Origin of the sequence: Halopseudomonas pelagia, from assembly GCF_009497895.1 — a bacterium.
Lineage (GTDB): Bacteria > Pseudomonadota > Gammaproteobacteria > Pseudomonadales > Pseudomonadaceae > Halopseudomonas > Halopseudomonas pelagia_A.
The window spans coordinates 4,273,992-4,290,402 of the sequence record NZ_CP033116.1; the positions used below are offsets into that span (position 1 = coordinate 4,273,992).

Genomic DNA, 16,411 nt, shown 5'->3' on the forward strand with positions numbered 1-16,411 from the left:
TAAAGTAATTATAAAAACCCGTGACACACAACTGCCCCTGACTCGAAGCAGTTCAATGCCGATAAGGCGGGCGACGTAATAAGGTTTTACAACTAGCGATCAAACTCGGCATCGAGCTCAACACCGAGCTCAACACCATAGATTTTTTCCAACTTGACCCAGGCGTCAATCGCTCTTCCGAGCGAGTCCATATATCGGGACTGCACCGCAAAGAATGTACGCTGAGCGTCAAGCACATCTATCAACGCGAACTTTCCCATTTCAAAACCGCGAACGGCGCCCTCCAACGCATTTTCTGAGTCAGGAAGCAGGCGCGTATTAAGCGAATGGACTTCTCTTTTTGCATACTTCCATTGCTCTAACGTGCGCCGAACTTCCGCACGCATACGCAACTCTGTTGCCTGCCCAATATCTCTGGCCTGGTCAGCGCCTCGCGCTGCGGAGAGTAGCGCTCCGCGGTTGCGATTAAACAGCGGCAACGGCACTGATACACCCACCAGGTTGACTCGCTGCCCCAACGCACGATCATATTGGCTACCCACGCTGAGACTCACCGTGGGTATTCGCTCCGCTTTCTCAACACCCACATTGGCCTCTGCCCGCAGAATATTCATGCGGGCCAACCTGACTTCAGGTACCCCTTCCACACGCGACAGTATTATTTCCGAGGCTGGCAGCGCGGGAAGAGCCTCAAAGCTTCCCTCCACTGAGTTGAAGAACGGCGCGCCCTGACCACCGACAAGGGCGAGCATCGAATAGGCATTTTCGAGGTCAAATCTAGCGCTTTCCATTTTGAGCTGTATGTCTGACAGCTCCAGTTGTGCGCGGGTGGCCTCCATGGGAGAGGCCTTGCCTGCGGTAACTCGCCCTTGCGCAACTGCAGCACCACGAGTGGCTAGCTCTACCGCCTTACCGGATAGCTCAAACGCTTCCTGTGCACGAAGCGCTGAATAGAATGCGTGAATGACCGCGGAGCGCAATTCATTGACCTTTTGCTCTGTCTGGATCAAAGCCACATCTCGATCTCGCTCGGCAAAGGTCGTGCGAGCACGACGCTTACCCCCCAATTCAATTGGCTGGGTGAACTCAACGCTAGTCAGGCTCGATTCACGGCGGGTATCTTCGACAGCCACGGACAGCTCTGGGTTTGGCAGTGAAGCGGCTTGTATAACGGACCCTTTTGCGATGTCGGCTTCCCATCGTGCTGCTGCTAGATCTGGGTTCTCCGCAAACGCTACCGCCATCGCTTCCTGAATTGTCAGCGATTCTCGCGATAGCACCGCAGACATCGCGTCAAAAGGAACCAGCAACAGAGCCAACAACCCGACGATGCAACGCCACCCTCGGCATTGCCCGTAGGGCACAATATTCTCTAAATGCACTTGGAAATTCTCCTCAACCGCTACTCAAACAAACCGTCAGACTCACTGAACCCGGAAATCTAAAGAGACCGTTGAAAACAGGAGCCGAACGCTACTTGTCTGGAACGTTAGCGTTGTGGAGCTATCACAGAGGTGTCGATATAATTACAAATATGTTATGTGGGACTATTTCAACATTAGTTATATTAATATTACCCACGCTGGATTGATCAAAGAAAACATCATTCAATGGTCAAAAAATACAATGCGGCATATTGTCACTCCGCATGTGCCTGGTCAGCCCGATGTGCCGGGCGGGCGGCATTAACCGAATGAGTGCATCGCATTGCTCAATTAAATATATTAACAACTTACATCAAACAATAGTGTCTCGTTAGTGGGCACTATATAAAAGGTCGTTACAATGCGTATCCTTATTATTGAGGACGAGCCCAAAGCCGCAGACTATCTACATCAGGGTCTGAGCGAAAGTGGCTATGTAGTAGATAAGGCCTCGAATGGCGTAGATGGACTTCACTTGGTGAACCAGCATAACTATGACTTGGTCATACTTGACGTCAATCTACCTGAAATCGATGGCTGGGATGTTCTCAAGTATATTCGGGGCCGCAGCGGCACGCGCGTTATCATGCTCACGGCACGAGGCCGGCTGGCTGACAAAATAAAGGGCCTGGATCTGGGAGCCGACGACTACTTAGTCAAGCCTTTTGAGTTTCCCGAGTTACTCGCCCGCATCCGCACCTTGCTTAGACGTAGCGAGCAGATGCCCGTACCCTCGGTATTAAAGGTAAGCGATCTGGAGCTGGATCCTGCCAGACACCGCGCATTTCGAGGACCTCAACGTATCGATCTTACCAGCAAAGAGTTTGCTCTTTTACACTTGCTGATGAGAAGGTCTGGTGAAGTACTATCACGCACTCAGATTATTTCTTTAGTATGGGATATGAACTTTGATTGCGACACTAATGTTGTTGAAGTTTCTATACGCAGACTGCGTGCAAAGATAGACGAGCCCTTTGATATAAAATTAATCCATACCATAAGAGGCGTTGGCTATGTTCTTGAGGACAGAGGATGAAGCCGCCGAGTTTATCTCTGCGCCTGGGACTTTCAGTCAGCCTTATGGGTGCGGCATTGATCGTCATCTTGGCCGCGTTAACCTATGCTGTACTTGACCATCAACTCGACTCAATAGCCAAAAACAATCTGGATGGCAAACTAGGACAAGTTGAACACAGCCTGAACGCGGACATGACCGCTCACGCACTTCTGCAGCATCCGCATGCGCTGCTGGATATGGTCATGGGGCACGACAATTTAAGTCTGAATATAGCCACGTTACAGCCTCGCTCCACAGTACTGCTTGCGCTTGGAGACAAGTCAGCCGCTCGATATCTTTCGGGCATCCCTGTGTCGGACAATAGTAGATTGACCGAGTGGTCCGATGCTGAAGGCGTTGATTACCTTACCGTCTCGAAAATAATCTCGCTTAAGGACGGCAACGCGGTAAAAGTATTGTTGACCGTCGATAGATCCGAAGACAGCACATTACTTGAGATGTACCTTAAATCCGCCTTATTATTTTTACCTGCACTTTTAGCGCTGATTGGCTTTGGCGCGTGGTGGATTGTGCAAAGGGGCCTTGCGCCCTTGAGACGTTTCCGGCATATCGCATCACTCGTATCCACTCAAGACCTCACGCACCGAATATCCGTAGATAAGCTACCCCAGGAACTGAGTGAATTGGCACATGCCATCAATTTTATGCTCCATCGACTTGATGACGGCGTTCAGCAGCTTTCACAGTTCTCTGATGATCTCGCCCACGAACTGCGGTCACCTATCGCCAACCTGATGGGCAAAGCCCAAGTGACGCTGTCCAAGAAACGCCCGCCAGAAGAATATAAAGCGGTGCTTGAATGCTGTACCGAGGAACTGGAGCGCGTCTCTCGAATCGTATCTGACATGCTGTTTTTGGCGCAGACGAACCACCCAGCCACCCTGATACCTTTCGAGCCGATTCGGCTGGAACAGGAGGTTGCCCGCCTGACTGATCTTTTTAGTATTCCAGCGGAAGAAAAGCAGATCAGACTCAATATCAATGGCATGGGCACTATCCTTGGTGATCGGCTGATGATCCAGCGCGCAATATCCAACCTGCTGTCCAACGCCATCAGGCATAGCCCAACGGAATCAGATGTGCATCTAACGATAGAAAGGCGACAGGAGATTATTTCTTTGTCGGTATCCAACCCAGGCGAAGGAATTGCTGCCGAACATCTTCCGCATTTATTTGAGCGTTTTTACAGAGTTGACCCAAGCCGTTCCCGCTCCGAAGGCGGAACCGGTCTTGGGCTGGCAATCATTTGCTCCATCATGAGTTTACATGGCGGTTCTGCCGAAGTGAGCAGCACCCCAGGAGGGATTACCGTTTTTAGCCTTAACTTTCCGATAGTCGAACAGAAACAGCCTGTCAAATAGCAAAATAGGAGATCTTTGCCCATCTCCTCAATGTACTGCAGCGTTGAGCTTCCAGATCGGAGCGTTAAGGCTGAACAGGCCAGCCATTGAGCCAGCACTTTGATCCCAAAATGAGCGCCGCCAGTGCCGAACGAAGAGTTCCGACAGCGCGGCGCGCGTTCACGCTCGTTTGATGTTAACGCACGTTTTCTAGCTCACTTTCCACCAGTTCCAACAACGGCCCCGGACCAAACTCGGTCAGGAGTTTCCCGTTGACGTAGAACGTGGGCGTGCCTTGAATTCCAACCTCTTGTACATCAGCTGCATCTTTGGCCAGGATTTCATCGATAGCTGACGAATTCATACTGGCGCGCGCCTTCTCGATATCCAGCCCGGCTGCTGCAGCTGCTTCCCAGGCTTTCTGCGCTGTCGCGTCGTCATGCCACAACGGTTGTGCTTCCAGTACTGCGGCCAATACCGGCTCGTACAACCCCTGCATGCGTGCCGTCTCCAATAGACGCACTGCCTCTTCTGAACCTTGGTGAAAGAGTACGTAGCGCACGACCAGACGCACGTCCTTAGGGTACTTCTCCATAATCTGTTTTACGTAGGGATAAAATGCCCGACAGCTCTCACACGAAGGATCGAAAAACTCGACGATAGTGACCGGCGCATTGATTGGCCCGAGTGATGGTGAATGAAAACGTACCAGCGAGCCGGTCGTCTGGGTGACTGTCGGCGCATCCTGTGGCGCAGAGGAGCGCTGATAAAGCAGTGCTGCAGCAACAAATCCGGCAATGATGACTGCGCTGATGGTCAGTACAAGGGCACGTCTGTTCATACAAGGGCTCTCCGGCGAATCATGGCAAGAAGCAGGACAATGGCGGTAAAAACCGCCAGTGAAAGCAACGGCAGCGGCACGCTACCGAAGATCAGCATATCGGCGCCGGAACACGAGGTCCCGGCGCTGCATGGTTTTAGCGCCTCCGGAATCACCCCGACGAAAACCAGGCTGTGATACAGGGCGAACCCCCAGCCGATAACGGTCAGCGGCAGCGCGTATAGCCAAACGGTGAAATCAGCCCGATAGCACGCGATAGTCAACATGACTGCGAGCGGAAACATGAAAATCCGCTGGAACCAGCACAGCACACACGGGGTTTTGCCCATGACTTCGCCAATAAACAGCGCGGCTAAAGTCGCTGCAACTGCCAGTAGCCAGGCGGCGAGCAATAATCCCCAGCGGTTCGCGTCACGTATAGACTCCTTAGAACTCATCTATTCATCCTTTTACTTGATAACGGGACCTAGCCTGCCGATGCAGAAACTGCGGCACGCTGACCAGCAATCACTGCAACTGATTGTTAGTGACGGTGGCTTTTCCCCACGTGGGAGTGATTACTTTCTGCAGGCGCATTCACGCCGCCTGAGGTAGTCAGGCGCTGAAGTATCCCACACGCCTCTGCCCCGCGCCCAAAAGCGCAGCGGTGACGCAGGTCAACCAATTGTTGGTGCAATGCGAGCAGACTTTTAATACGCGAATCTACATGCTGGATGTGTTCGTCAACTAAACGATCAACATCCCCACAGTTTTCTCTCGGCTGATCCATCAGCGCCAGCAAGCTTCTGATTTCGTCCAGCGTCATGTCTAGTGTTCGGCAGTTACGAATAAACGTTAGTTTCTCAAGATGCTCACTGGTGTAAAGCCGATAATTATTCTCGCTGCGCGCCGGAGCAGGCAACAGCCCTTCATGCTCGTAATAGCGAATCGTTTCAACCTGACAATCAGTAAGCTTGGCCAGCTCTCCAATTTTCATGACCTACCTCTTCGATAAACGCTTGACCCTGTAGCGGCTTCAGGGTGTTCACTTAGCATACATGATCAACGAGGATACCCACATGACTGGCTGCTGCGATAACGCCCACAAAACTCAAGCAGTTATGCAAAGCGACTGTTGTGACACCAGCGAAGCAGTGAAACGTTCCTCTGCGGCCGCCTCAACCGTGGGTACATCTACCGGCTCCACTGAAGGCCAAACCCGCATCAGAATCGACCAGATGGACTGCCCCACAGAAGAAAAGCTGATCCGCGACAAGCTGGCGTCAATATCGGGTGTCACGGAGCTGGGGTTCAACCTGCTTCAACGCGTACTTACCGTCAGGCACTCTGCAAGTGCACTGCCAGGAGTACTTGCCGCAATTCGGGACCTGGGCTTCACTCCTGTGGTTGAGGGATCAGCAACGGCCAACGAAGAGGTGCAAGCTGCCCCCCACAAGAAGGCCTGGTGGCCTTTGGCGTTATCAGGTGTGGCCGCCGTATCGTCCGAACTGCTGCACTTCGCCGAGTTGGCACCAGAATGGGTTGTGGCTGGCGTTGCGCTGCTAGCCATATTGCTTTGTGGGCTGACAACCTACAAGAAGGGCTGGATCGCCCTGAAGAACCGTAACCTGAACATCAATGCGCTTATGAGTATCGCGGTGACCGGCGCGTTGCTGATAGGACAATGGCCTGAAGCAGCCATGGTCATGTTTCTCTTTGCTGTCGCCGAACTGATTGAAGCCAGATCGCTTGATCGAGCGCGCAATGCCATACGCGGGCTGATGGATTTGACGCCTGAGCAGGCCACGGTGAAGCAGTCCGACGGCACATGGCTGGAAGTCGACGTAAAAACCGTTGCCGTGGGAGCGGTGCTCAGGGTTCGGCCTGGCGAGCGCATCGGACTCGATGGTGAGGTCACTTCCGGCCACTCCACCATTAACCAGGCGCCCATTACCGGGGAGAGCCTGCCGGTAGAGAAAGCCCCCGGCGACACGGTTTTTGCCGGGACCATCAACCAAAGCGGTTCACTGGAGTACCGAGCGTTCGCCGTCGCTGCTGATACGACGCTGGCCCGCATCATTCATGCGGTTGAAGAGGCACAGGGCTCACGTGCACCGACCCAGCGCTTTGTCGATCAGTTCGCCAAGGTGTACACGCCGGTGGTATTTCTGTTTGCGCTGGCTATCGCCATCGTCCCCCCGCTGTTTATGGCCGAAGCCTGGTACGACTGGATCTACCGCGCCCTGGTATTGCTGGTCGTCGCTTGCCCTTGCGCATTGGTCATTTCGACACCCGTCACCATCGTCAGCGGCCTGGCTGCCGCAGCGCGTAAAGGCATTCTGATCAAAGGCGGTGTGTATCTTGAAATCGGTGGCAAGCTTGGCTTCCTGGCTCTCGACAAAACCGGAACCATTACCCACGGCAAGCCTGTACAGACCGATTACATCCCCTTGATCGAACAGGACTCGGAGCGCTATCGCGCCCAAGCAGTCACCCTGGCCAGCCGGTCTGATCATCCGGTTTCATTAGCGATAGCCAAGCATGCCCATGATACCGCGCTGACATTTTCAGCTGTGGATGGATTCGAAGCTCTGCCGGGACGAGGTGTACGGGGCAACATTGGGGGCGAGGACTTTCACCTGGGTAATCACCGCCTGGTGGAAGAGCTTGGCCTCTGCTCACCAGAGCTCGAAGCATTACTGGAGCCACTCGAACGCCAGGGCAAAACGGTGGTAGTACTGTGCGATGCGCAGCGTGCCGTGGCCCTGTTCGCCGTTGCCGACACCGTCAAAGACTCCAGTCGTCAGGCAATCGAGGAGCTTCACGCGTTGGGAGTGAAGACAACCATGCTGACCGGCGATAATCCGTACACCGCTGAGGCCATCGCCAAGCAGGTGGGGATTGACGAGGCGCGCGGCAACCTCCTCCCGGTCGACAAGTTACAAGCCGTTGAAGCACTGCAAGCACGCGGCTATGTTGTCGGCATGGTCGGCGACGGCATCAACGATGCGCCAGCCCTGGCGAAGTCTGAAATTGGTTTTGCCATGGCTGCCGCTGGTTCCGACACGGCCATCGAAACTGCCGATGTAGCCTTGATGGATGACGACCTACGCAAAATCCCGTCCTTCATCCGTCTGTCTCAGCAAACCGCAGCCATCCTCAAGCAAAACATCATTCTGGCGCTGGGGTTCAAGGCACTGTTTCTCGCCATTACGCTATCGGGCCACGCCACCATGTGGATGGCGGTATTTGCTGATATGGGCGTCAGTTTGTTGGTAGTGTTCAATGGCCTGCGTCTCCTTAAAAAATAGAACAGGAAAGCTGGAGATGCCTTTCAATGGTTGGCGCGTGCACATATTCTGACTCAACGCCAACCCCTAACGCATGTCAGATTACACAGGGTGATGTGTCTCCTGAGCAAAGGAAAAACTGCTTGAATCGCTTAACACTCGAACGTCGCCAAGTATGGATCTACCTGTCAGCTATCCTTGGCGGTTTGCTAGTAGGCAGCACGTGGGCCAACACCAGCCGCTTCTTTGAGATGCTGCTTTGGCCAACGCTGATACTGCTGCTCTATACAACCTTCCTGCAGGTACCACTGCTGCATCTTCGTGATGCAATACGGGACGGAAGGTTCGTCATAACCGTATTGGTGGGAAACTTCATCGTCCTGCCGGTCGTGGCTTGGCTGTTGGTGCAATGGCTACCCGCTGATCCCGCGTTGCGGCTCGGGGTTCTGCTTGTACTCTTGGTACCATGCACCGATTGGTTTATCACCTTTAGCCAGTTGGGGCATGGCAACGTGCCTCGCGCAATAGCGGTGACACCCATCAACCTTCTTTTGCAGCTGCTGCTACTGCCATTTTATCTGTGGCTCATGCTGGGATCCGACCTTTCGGCAGCCTTGGCACCGGCCGACATCTGGCCCGCATGGGTTGTGGTTCTTGCACCGCTCGCCGCCGCCGCACTGTCAGAACGCTGGATTGACGCCCGGGCAGAGCGAGAGGTCTTTCGCAACAGCCTGGCCTGGTGGCCAGTGCCATTACTTGCGCTGGTAGTCTTTCTGATCGCGGGTGCTCAGGTGGGCGCAGTGCAGGGTGCGCTGAGGTTGCTTCCGTTGATTGTGCCTTTATTCGTGGTCTTCCTGCTGTTGGCCGCACTGATCGCCAAAGGGTTAGCCAAGCTCATGGCGCTGCCCGCCGATCAAAGCCGCACTCTTGCCTTCAGTTTGGGCACACGCAACTCCTTTGTGGTGCTACCCTTTGCTCTGTCGCTGCCGGCTGGCTGGGAAGTGACTGCCGTTGTGATCGTAGTGCAATCGTTAGTTGAGCTCTTCGGGATGGTGTTTTACCTGTGGTGGGTTCCCGGCAAACTTTTCAAGGGATAAACAGAGAAACGCGCCGCTCTTGCAGCGCGCCCAGATCGAATAACCATGAAAGCGCAAAACTGACATAAATGTAATCTTCAATCCAGCTGTGCGTCAGCGAGGTCTGCTACTATTATGGCATTACCTTGAGGGAGAAAGGGAAGGCAGAGCCGGTTGCACCCCGTTTCGCTTTCCAATAGCCTGAGCCTATGATGACCTGTCGGAATGTATTTATCGTTCTGCTTATGATTCTTGTGCTTCCTGTCAGCGGGATGGCACAAACCATGACGTTTGACACGCGGCATGCTATGAGCCCGTCGGCCATGGCGTCCAGCGACGCTGCTTCGGAACTGGATACGTCTGAGCATGATTGCTGTGATCCAGATGCGCTTGGGTCAGTCTGCGAAAACGGGCAGGAATGTAAAACCAGCAGTTTGCTCCAACTCGCGCTCGGCAAGGTCGTATCGCCAGCGCTCTCCCCTCGCCCTTCCGCCCTCCTCCCTGGTCGGGCCCCGACTCGCGCGCCTGATGTTGTCTGGCACCCTCCGCGCAGCTGATTTTGTTTGTGTCCCCTAGTGTCGCCTGAGCTGTAGGAACAGGCGGTTTAGGCATGTCTCTGGCATGCGCTAGAACATCAACGGAATCAAATTCATGAATCAGCGCAATCACGGAACGCGTCTATACGCGGCCGCGCTGCTTTTTGGCCTGGTGGCAACACCAGGCTTGTCAGCAGCACTGACCCTTGCAGAAGCCATTGATCTGGCAGAGCGCCAAGCCCCTTCCCTGGGTGCGCGCAGCGCGAACCTGCAAGCAGCCCAAGACTCGGTCACGCCCGCTGGCGAACTGCCGGACCCCAGGCTGAAACTGGGCGTTCAGAATCTGCCTATCGAAGGTGAGTCCCGACTGCGATTGGGTGCAGAGGCGATGACCATGCAGATGGTCGGCGTCATGCAGGAGGTCCCCAACCGTGCCAAACGCCGTGCACGCGTGGAAAGCGCCGAAGCCACCGTAACATTGGCCCGGGTGCAGCAGAGGGTCGAGCGGCTCAAGGTCCGCCAGATGACCGCCGAGGCCTGGATTACCACCCTGGCTGCCGAGCGCAAGCTGACCATTTTTAACCAGCTCTACGCCGAAAATCGGCTTTTGGCTCAAGCGGTCAAGGCGAAAATCGCCGGCGCTGGCGGACTCTCGAGCGATAGCGTATTGCCCAGGCAGGAAGCCGCGCTCTTGGCCGAACAGGAAGATCTCCTGGCCCGCAATGAAGCGGTTGCCCGGGCCGAGCTTCAACGCTGGATCGGCGAGGCTGCAACCCAGCCACTGCAGGGCGACTGGCCGGAATGGCGAAGCAGCCCCGAGCGTTATCTAAACAACTTTCCCCGCCACCCGGAGCTACTGGAATTTGGCCCGATGACCAGCCGAGCCGAAGCCCAGATTGCCGAGGCCATTTCGGAAAAAACACCCGACTGGGCCTGGGGCGTGGACTACCAGAATAGAGCAAGCGGCTTTGGCGACATGATCAGCCTCAACCTCAGCTTCGATCTGCCGGTTTTCGCAGGATCCAGACAGGATCCGAAGATCAGCGCTGAGCGCGCGCGTTTGGAGGGGCTGGAAGCCGAGCGCCAGGATCGGCTGCGTCAGCTCAGGCAGGAGCTGTCAGCAGACCTTGCCGAGTTCCAACGTCTGGAACGGGCGCTGGATCGTACCGAAGAAACGCTGCTGCCTCTCGCCGATGAAAAAGTCCATTTGGCCATGGCCGATTACCGTTCAGGCAAAGGTGAACTGACTGCGGTGATTAAAGCGCGCGAGGAGTTGGTAGAAATGCACCTGCGTCTTGTCGATCTAGCCCGTGACCGCTCGCTAACCAACGCCCGCTTACATTTCTCTTTTGGAGACACCCAGCCATGACACTTCAGATCAAGCGACTGGCGCTACTGATTGGCCTGCCCATGTTTATAACGAGCACTGTAGCTGCGAGCCTCTCAGTTGTGGCAAGCAGCACTCACGCTCAGTCTGCCGAGCAGACCGAGAAAGAAGTGCTGTATTGGTACGATCCTATGTATCCGCAGCAACGCTTTGACGCACCTGGCCCATCGCCGTTCATGGACATGGACCTGGTGCCTCGTTATGCCGATGAAGGGGGGGATGGTGCTTCCATGCTCATCGATCCTACAGTGATACAGAATCTGGGCATGCGGGTCACTCCGGTTACCCGAGAATCCATCAGCCAGACCGTCGAAGCGGTAGGCACGCTGGGTTACGATGAGCGTGACGTAGCCATTGTCCAGGCACGCAGCGCCGGCTTTGTCGAGAAAGTCTACGACCTGGCCCCAGACGACGTGATCCCAGAAAATGCGCCACTGGCCGACCTTTTCTTCCCCCAATGGTCGGCCGCACAGGAGGAATATCTGGCATTGCGTGGCATGGGCGAGCCGCAATTACTGGCTGCTGCTCGTCAGCGTCTGCGTATTGCCGGCATGCCACCCGAACACATTGCAGCGCTGGAGCGCAGCGGCAAGGCAAGCCCGAGCTGGACCATTACCAGCCCTATCGGCGGGGTACTTCGTTCGCTTGATGTCCGAGAGGGTATGACGCTGCCTGCGGGCGCATCCCTTGCCCGCATCAATGGCTTGGAAAAGGTCTGGCTGGATGTTGCCGTCCCTGAAGCGCAGGTCAGGAACCTGAAGGTAGGGCAAAAGGTCGAGGCCAAACTGCCTGCATACCCGGGCGAAAGCCTGGAAGGGATTATCGAGGCGATCTTACCCCAGGCCAACCTGGATAGCCGAACCGTTCGGGTTCGAGTCGTGTTACCCAATTCCAATCAACTCCTGCGCCCCGGCATGACCGCCGACGTGACCTTGAGCCGTGACGAAGACGAAGCCCTGGTGGTACCCACTGAAGCACTGATCAGAACAGGTAGGCGCACCCTGGTTATGGTCGCCGAGGGTGAGGGCAAGTTCAGGCCAGTAGAAGTCAGGGTCGGGCGCGAAACCGATTTCAAGACAGAGGTGTTGTCGGGTCTTGAGGAGGGCCAACGCGTGGTTGCGTCCGGGCAGTTCCTGCTTGATTCCGAAGCCAGCCTGCGCGGACTGACCACCGAACCAGAGCAATCGCCAGAAGACACCGGACCGGCCTTGCACGAGGCCGAGGGCACCATCCTGAGTATAGAAGATGGCATGGTCAATTTGTCTCACGGTCCATTCAAGACATTGAACATGCCGGGCATGACGATGGCATTTCCGATCGCAGACCCGGTCCTCCTGGAAGGACTCAAAGAAGGTGAGCGGGTACAGGTAGGCGTCAGCGAAAGCGATGAAGGTCTTGTTATCGAGCGGATCGAGCAACTCGGAGATCAGCCATGATTGCCAACATCATTCGATGGTCAGTCGCAAACCGGTTTCTGGTATTGCTGGCGACGCTGTTTTCGGTCGCCTGGGGCATATGGTCGATCCAGAACACCGCCGTTGATGCGCTGCCTGACCTGTCCGACGTTCAGGTCATCATCCGCACACCCTATGCCGGGCAGGCGCCGCAGATTGTTGAAAATCAGGTCACCTACCCGCTGGCGACGACCATGCTGTCGGTTCCCGGGGCGAAGACCGTGCGGGGCTATTCATTCTTCGGCGACAGCTATGTGTATGTTCTTTTCGAGGACGATACAGACCTGTACTGGGCGCGATCGCGGGTGCTCGAGTACCTCAGCCAGGTGCAGAGCCGGCTTCCCGAAGGCGCTGCGCCAGCGCTGGGCCCTGACGCCACCGGAGTAGGCTGGATCTATCAGTACGCTCTGGTGGATCGCACCGGCCAGCACGACCTTGCTCAATTGCGGTCGCTGCAGGATTGGTTCCTGCGTTACGAGCTGAAAACCCTCCCCAATGTTGCAGAGGTCGCGCCGATCGGAGGTATGGTTAAGCAGTACCAAGTAGTGCTGGATCCGATAAGGATGGCCAGTCAGCAGATCACTCAGCAGCAGATCAGGCAGGCGGTTGAAGAGGCCAACCAAGAGACGGGCGGAAGCGTACTGGAGCTTGCCGAAACCGAATTTATGGTTCGCGCCTCGGGCTATCTCTCATCACTGAAAGATTTCCGTACCATTCCGCTCGGCTTGGGCGCTACTGGCACGCCGATAACACTTGGCGATGTCGCGCATATTCAATTGGGACCGGAGATGCGCCGGGGGATTGCCGAGCTGGACGGCGAAGGCGAGGTAGTCGGTGGCGTGGTGATCTTGCGCAGCGGAAAAAATGCCCGCGAAACGATCACCGCAGTGCAGGCCAAGCTTGAAGAGCTGAAGAAGAGCCTCCCTGATGGAATTGAGGTGATCACTACCTATGACCGCAGCAAGCTGATTGACAGCGCCGTTTCCAACCTCAGTTTTAAGCTTCTGGAAGAATTCATTGTTGTCGCGCTGGTGTGCGCCCTGTTCCTCTGGCACCTGCGTTCATCGCTGGTAGCGATTGTCTCTTTGCCGGTGGGTATCCTGATCGCCTTCATCATCATGCAGCGGCAGGGGGTGAACGCCAACATCATGTCCCTGGGGGGAATCGCGATCGCCATCGGCGCCATGGTCGACGCTGCGATTGTGATGATCGAAAATGCCCATAAACACATAGAAGCCTGGCACAAGAAAAATCTGGGCAAGAAACTTGAGGGCGCCGAGCACTGGAAAGTTATCACCAATGCAGCTACCGAAGTCGGTCCGGCACTGTTCTTCAGCCTGCTTATCATCACCTTGTCGTTTATTCCGGTTTTCACACTGGAAGCCCAGGAGGGCCGGCTATTCGGCCCGCTTGCCTTCACCAAGACCTATGCCATGGCGGCAGCCGCAGGGCTGTCGGTCACCCTGGTTCCGGTACTGATGGGTTATTGGATCCGCGGCAAGATTCCCGACGAGCATCGCAATCCAATCAATCGCGGACTCATCTGGATATATCAGCCGGCTCTCGAAGCCGTGCTCCGTTGGCCGAAAACTACCATCGTGATCGCATTGGTTATTTTTCTGACGGCACTTTGGCCGATCTCCCGGCTGGGTGGGGAGTTTCTGCCGCCACTGGATGAGGGTGACCTGCTGTACATGCCAACGGCGTTACCCGGTCTGTCTGTTCAGAAAGCATCGGAACTGCTGCAGCAGACCGACCGCATGATCAAAAGCGTGCCTGAAGTAAAACGCGTTTTCGGCAAGGCGGGTCGTGCCGACACTGCGACCGATCCGGCACCGCTGACCATGTTCGAGACCACCATCCAGTTCAAGCCCCGGGACCAATGGCGTCCGGGAATGACGCCTGAAAAACTGGTAAAAGAACTCGACAAGGCAGTGCAGGTGCCTGGGCTGGCCAACCTGTGGATACCGCCAATTCGCAACCGTATCGATATGCTGGCCACCGGCATCAAGAGTCCAATCGGGGTCAAGGTGTACGGCTCGGACCTGGTACAGATTGACAAGGCCACGCAAGCGGTCGAGCGCATCGCCAAGACGGTTCCAGGCGTAAGTTCGGCTGTCGCCGAGCGACTCACCGGTGGACGCTATATCGATGTCGACATTGACCGCAGCGCGGCTGCACGTTACGGGCTGAACATTTCCGAAGTGCAGTCGATCGTGGCGGGCGCCGTCGGCGGTGCCAACATTGGCGAAACCGTAGAAGGGCTGGCTCGTTATCCCATCAGTTTGCGCTACCCGCGCGAATGGCGTGATTCATTGACCGACTTGCGCAACCTGCCGATCTACACACCCGAGGGAAGTCAGATCACCCTCGGAACGGTGGCACAGGTCAGTGTGACGGATGGTCCGCCGATGCTTAAGAGCGAAAATGCCCGTCTTACTGGCTGGGTTTACATAGACGTACGCGATCGCGACATGGCTGCGGTGGTGAACGACCTGCGTACCAGAATCGACAGCGACGTGCCCCTGGAATCAGGCATGAGCATTAGTTACTCCGGCCAGTTCGAGTTTATGGAGCGCGCCAATGCCAAACTGAAGATGGTGGTGCCGGCTACGCTACTAATCATTTTTGTGCTGCTTTACCTCATTTTCAACCGGTTCAGCGAAGCCTTACTGATCATGGCGACGCTGCCATTCGCTCTGACTGGCGGTGTCTGGTTCCTCTACCTGCTTGATTACAACCTGTCGGTAGCAACTGGCGTGGGATTCATTGCGCTGGCAGGCGTATCGGCCGAGTTTGGCGTGATCATGCTCTTATACCTGACCAATGCCTGGAGCGAGCGGGTGAATGCAGGGCGTACGGACCGACCGGCACTCCTTGAAGCAATTCGTGAGGGCGCCGTGCAGCGCGTAAGGCCCAAGGCGATGACCGTGGCAGTCATCATAGCTGGCCTGCTTCCAATCCTGCTTGGCAGCGGTACCGGTAGTGAAATCATGAGCCGTATTGCTGCACCAATGGTAGGGGGCATGATTACCGCCCCGCTTCTGTCCCTGTTCGTACTCCCGGCGGCTTATCTCCTGATGAGACGCCGGTCCATTAAGCAAGCCAAACCACAATCTGGAGATTCACTATGAAAGCCAAACTGGCACTCGTTCTCGCCCTCGCACTGACTCCAGCAGCCTTTGCTGAAGAGATGAAAGGTATGGACATGAAGCACAGCATGCCTATGGACAATATGAAGATGGAGCAAACGGATACCGCTGCGCAGAGCGCAAAGGCGACAGGTACCGTGCGCAACATCAAGCTGGATAAAGGTACTGTCACTATCGCCCACGGGCCCGTACCAGAACTTGAATGGCCCGCTATGACCATGGGGTTCAAGGCAACGCCTGAACAGCTTGAGGAGCTCAGCGAAGGGGACGAGATCGAGTTTGAATTCACCTCACAAGGGATGAATTCTACCATCACTTCGATCAAGCAACTTTAACCAGCGCCCATGGTTATCGACCCTTGTGGTGCGGTAGCCATGCTGACTATGCCTTACTCATTTGTAAGCCTTCCAACAGCTTCCTGTCAGCCTCATACGGTTAATCTGCATACATTCCCAACAATGAGGTGACACATGAAAAAGCTAACTTTAACTAAAATGATTATTCCCCTGGCCTTGGCGATCGCGTCTTCATTTGCAATGGCGGAAGACGGCAGTGATTACGCGCTGAGTAGTGCACCCCGAGCGCAAGCGGCAAAAATGGTGCCACCGTCAACGCACCAAAATTCCTATTTTGTTGGGGCGGCTGACGCAGGCACTCTGCAAAAAGCAGAGAATCCACGCATGAAATGCGAGATGATGACGAAAGTTTGCGCTGGGAAGATGCACGCTATGGGGAACCCGGCAGCAAACAAGTAATGTCGCCGAGAATTTGATGCAGCCGGAGCTATCCTTGCTCTATCGCAGGATGGCTCCGTTGCGTATGGTTCCATGCCCCAAGAAGCGGTATCTTGGGAT

13 protein-coding genes and 1 pseudogene are annotated in these 16,411 nt (G+C 55.4%); 10 read left to right on the forward strand and 4 right to left on the reverse strand.

What is annotated here, in order from left to right:
* Window positions 1-92 precede the first annotated feature (92 nt).
* On the reverse strand, window positions 93-1,322 hold the full coding sequence (locus EAO82_RS19635) for a TolC family protein (RefSeq protein ID WP_231703249.1): 1,230 nt from the start codon (window positions 1,320-1,322) through the stop codon (window positions 93-95).
* A 463-nt stretch (window positions 1,323-1,785) separates the two neighbouring features.
* On the opposite strand from EAO82_RS19635, the gene EAO82_RS19640 reads away from it, so the two are divergent.
* Entirely contained in the window at window positions 1,786-2,460 is a 675-nt protein-coding gene (locus EAO82_RS19640; protein ID WP_096347179.1) for a heavy metal response regulator transcription factor, read from the forward strand.
* A complete protein-coding gene (locus EAO82_RS19645) occupies window positions 2,457-3,863 on the forward strand; it encodes a heavy metal sensor histidine kinase (protein WP_096347178.1) in 1,407 nt (468 codons plus the stop codon). Before EAO82_RS19640 ends, EAO82_RS19645 begins: the two co-directional genes overlap by 4 nt.
* Window positions 3,864-4,038: 175 nt before the next feature.
* Here EAO82_RS19645 and EAO82_RS19650 read toward each other — a convergent pair whose 3' ends face one another.
* The 3 genes from EAO82_RS19650 to cadR all read right to left on the reverse strand — a co-directional run bounded on the left by EAO82_RS19650 (window position 4,039) and on the right by cadR (window position 5,659).
* The gene (locus EAO82_RS19650; RefSeq protein ID WP_096347177.1) at window positions 4,039-4,683 is read right to left on the reverse strand and encodes a DsbA family protein; all 645 of its coding nucleotides are present in this window, start codon (window positions 4,681-4,683) and stop codon (window positions 4,039-4,041) included.
* Window positions 4,680-5,120, reverse strand: a complete 441-nt coding sequence (locus EAO82_RS19655; protein ID WP_096347176.1) for a disulfide bond formation protein B — start codon at window positions 5,118-5,120, stop codon at window positions 4,680-4,682. The genes EAO82_RS19650 and EAO82_RS19655 overlap by 4 nt, the downstream gene beginning before the upstream one ends.
* 86 nt (window positions 5,121-5,206) lie before the next feature.
* A complete protein-coding gene (gene cadR, locus EAO82_RS19660; protein ID WP_096347175.1) occupies window positions 5,207-5,659 on the reverse strand; it encodes a Cd(II)/Pb(II)-responsive transcriptional regulator in 453 nt (150 codons plus the stop codon).
* Window positions 5,660-5,741: 82 nt separating this feature from the next.
* Here cadR and EAO82_RS19665 point away from each other — a divergent pair, with 82 nt between their 5' ends.
* The 8 genes and pseudogenes from EAO82_RS19665 (at window position 5,742) to EAO82_RS19700 (ending at window position 16,312) form a co-directional block, all read left to right on the forward strand.
* Complete coding sequence (locus EAO82_RS19665) at window positions 5,742-7,973, forward strand: heavy metal translocating P-type ATPase (RefSeq protein ID WP_096347174.1); 2,232 nt, start codon at window positions 5,742-5,744, stop codon at window positions 7,971-7,973.
* An 18-nt stretch (window positions 7,974-7,991) separates the two neighbouring features.
* Window positions 7,992-8,099: pseudogene (locus EAO82_RS19670) on the forward strand (DUF3703 domain-containing protein); the annotation flags it as partial.
* Complete coding sequence (locus EAO82_RS19675) at window positions 8,096-9,049, forward strand: bile acid:sodium symporter (protein ID WP_096347172.1); 954 nt, start codon at window positions 8,096-8,098, stop codon at window positions 9,047-9,049. The pseudogene EAO82_RS19670 and the gene EAO82_RS19675, both read left to right, overlap by 4 nt.
* A 630-nt stretch (window positions 9,050-9,679) precedes the next feature.
* Window positions 9,680-10,933, forward strand: a complete 1,254-nt coding sequence (locus tag EAO82_RS19680) for a TolC family protein (protein WP_096347171.1) — start codon at window positions 9,680-9,682, stop codon at window positions 10,931-10,933.
* Window positions 10,930-12,387, forward strand: coding sequence for an efflux RND transporter periplasmic adaptor subunit (locus EAO82_RS19685; RefSeq protein WP_096347170.1), 1,458 nt, complete (start codon window positions 10,930-10,932; stop codon window positions 12,385-12,387). The genes EAO82_RS19680 and EAO82_RS19685 overlap by 4 nt, the downstream gene beginning before the upstream one ends.
* Window positions 12,384-15,539: an efflux RND transporter permease subunit gene (locus EAO82_RS19690; RefSeq protein WP_096347169.1), complete on the forward strand. Its 3,156-nt coding sequence runs from the start codon at window positions 12,384-12,386 to the stop codon at window positions 15,537-15,539. The genes EAO82_RS19685 and EAO82_RS19690 overlap by 4 nt, the downstream gene beginning before the upstream one ends.
* Window positions 15,536-15,892 carry a copper-binding protein gene (locus EAO82_RS19695; RefSeq protein ID WP_096347168.1) on the forward strand — a complete coding sequence of 119 codons (357 nt, stop codon included), beginning with the start codon at window positions 15,536-15,538 and terminating at the stop codon, window positions 15,890-15,892. The genes EAO82_RS19690 and EAO82_RS19695 overlap by 4 nt, the downstream gene beginning before the upstream one ends.
* A 135-nt stretch (window positions 15,893-16,027) precedes the next feature.
* Window positions 16,028-16,312: a hypothetical protein gene (locus EAO82_RS19700; protein WP_096347167.1), complete on the forward strand. Its 285-nt coding sequence runs from the start codon at window positions 16,028-16,030 to the stop codon at window positions 16,310-16,312.
* Window positions 16,313-16,411: the final 99 nt, after the last annotated feature.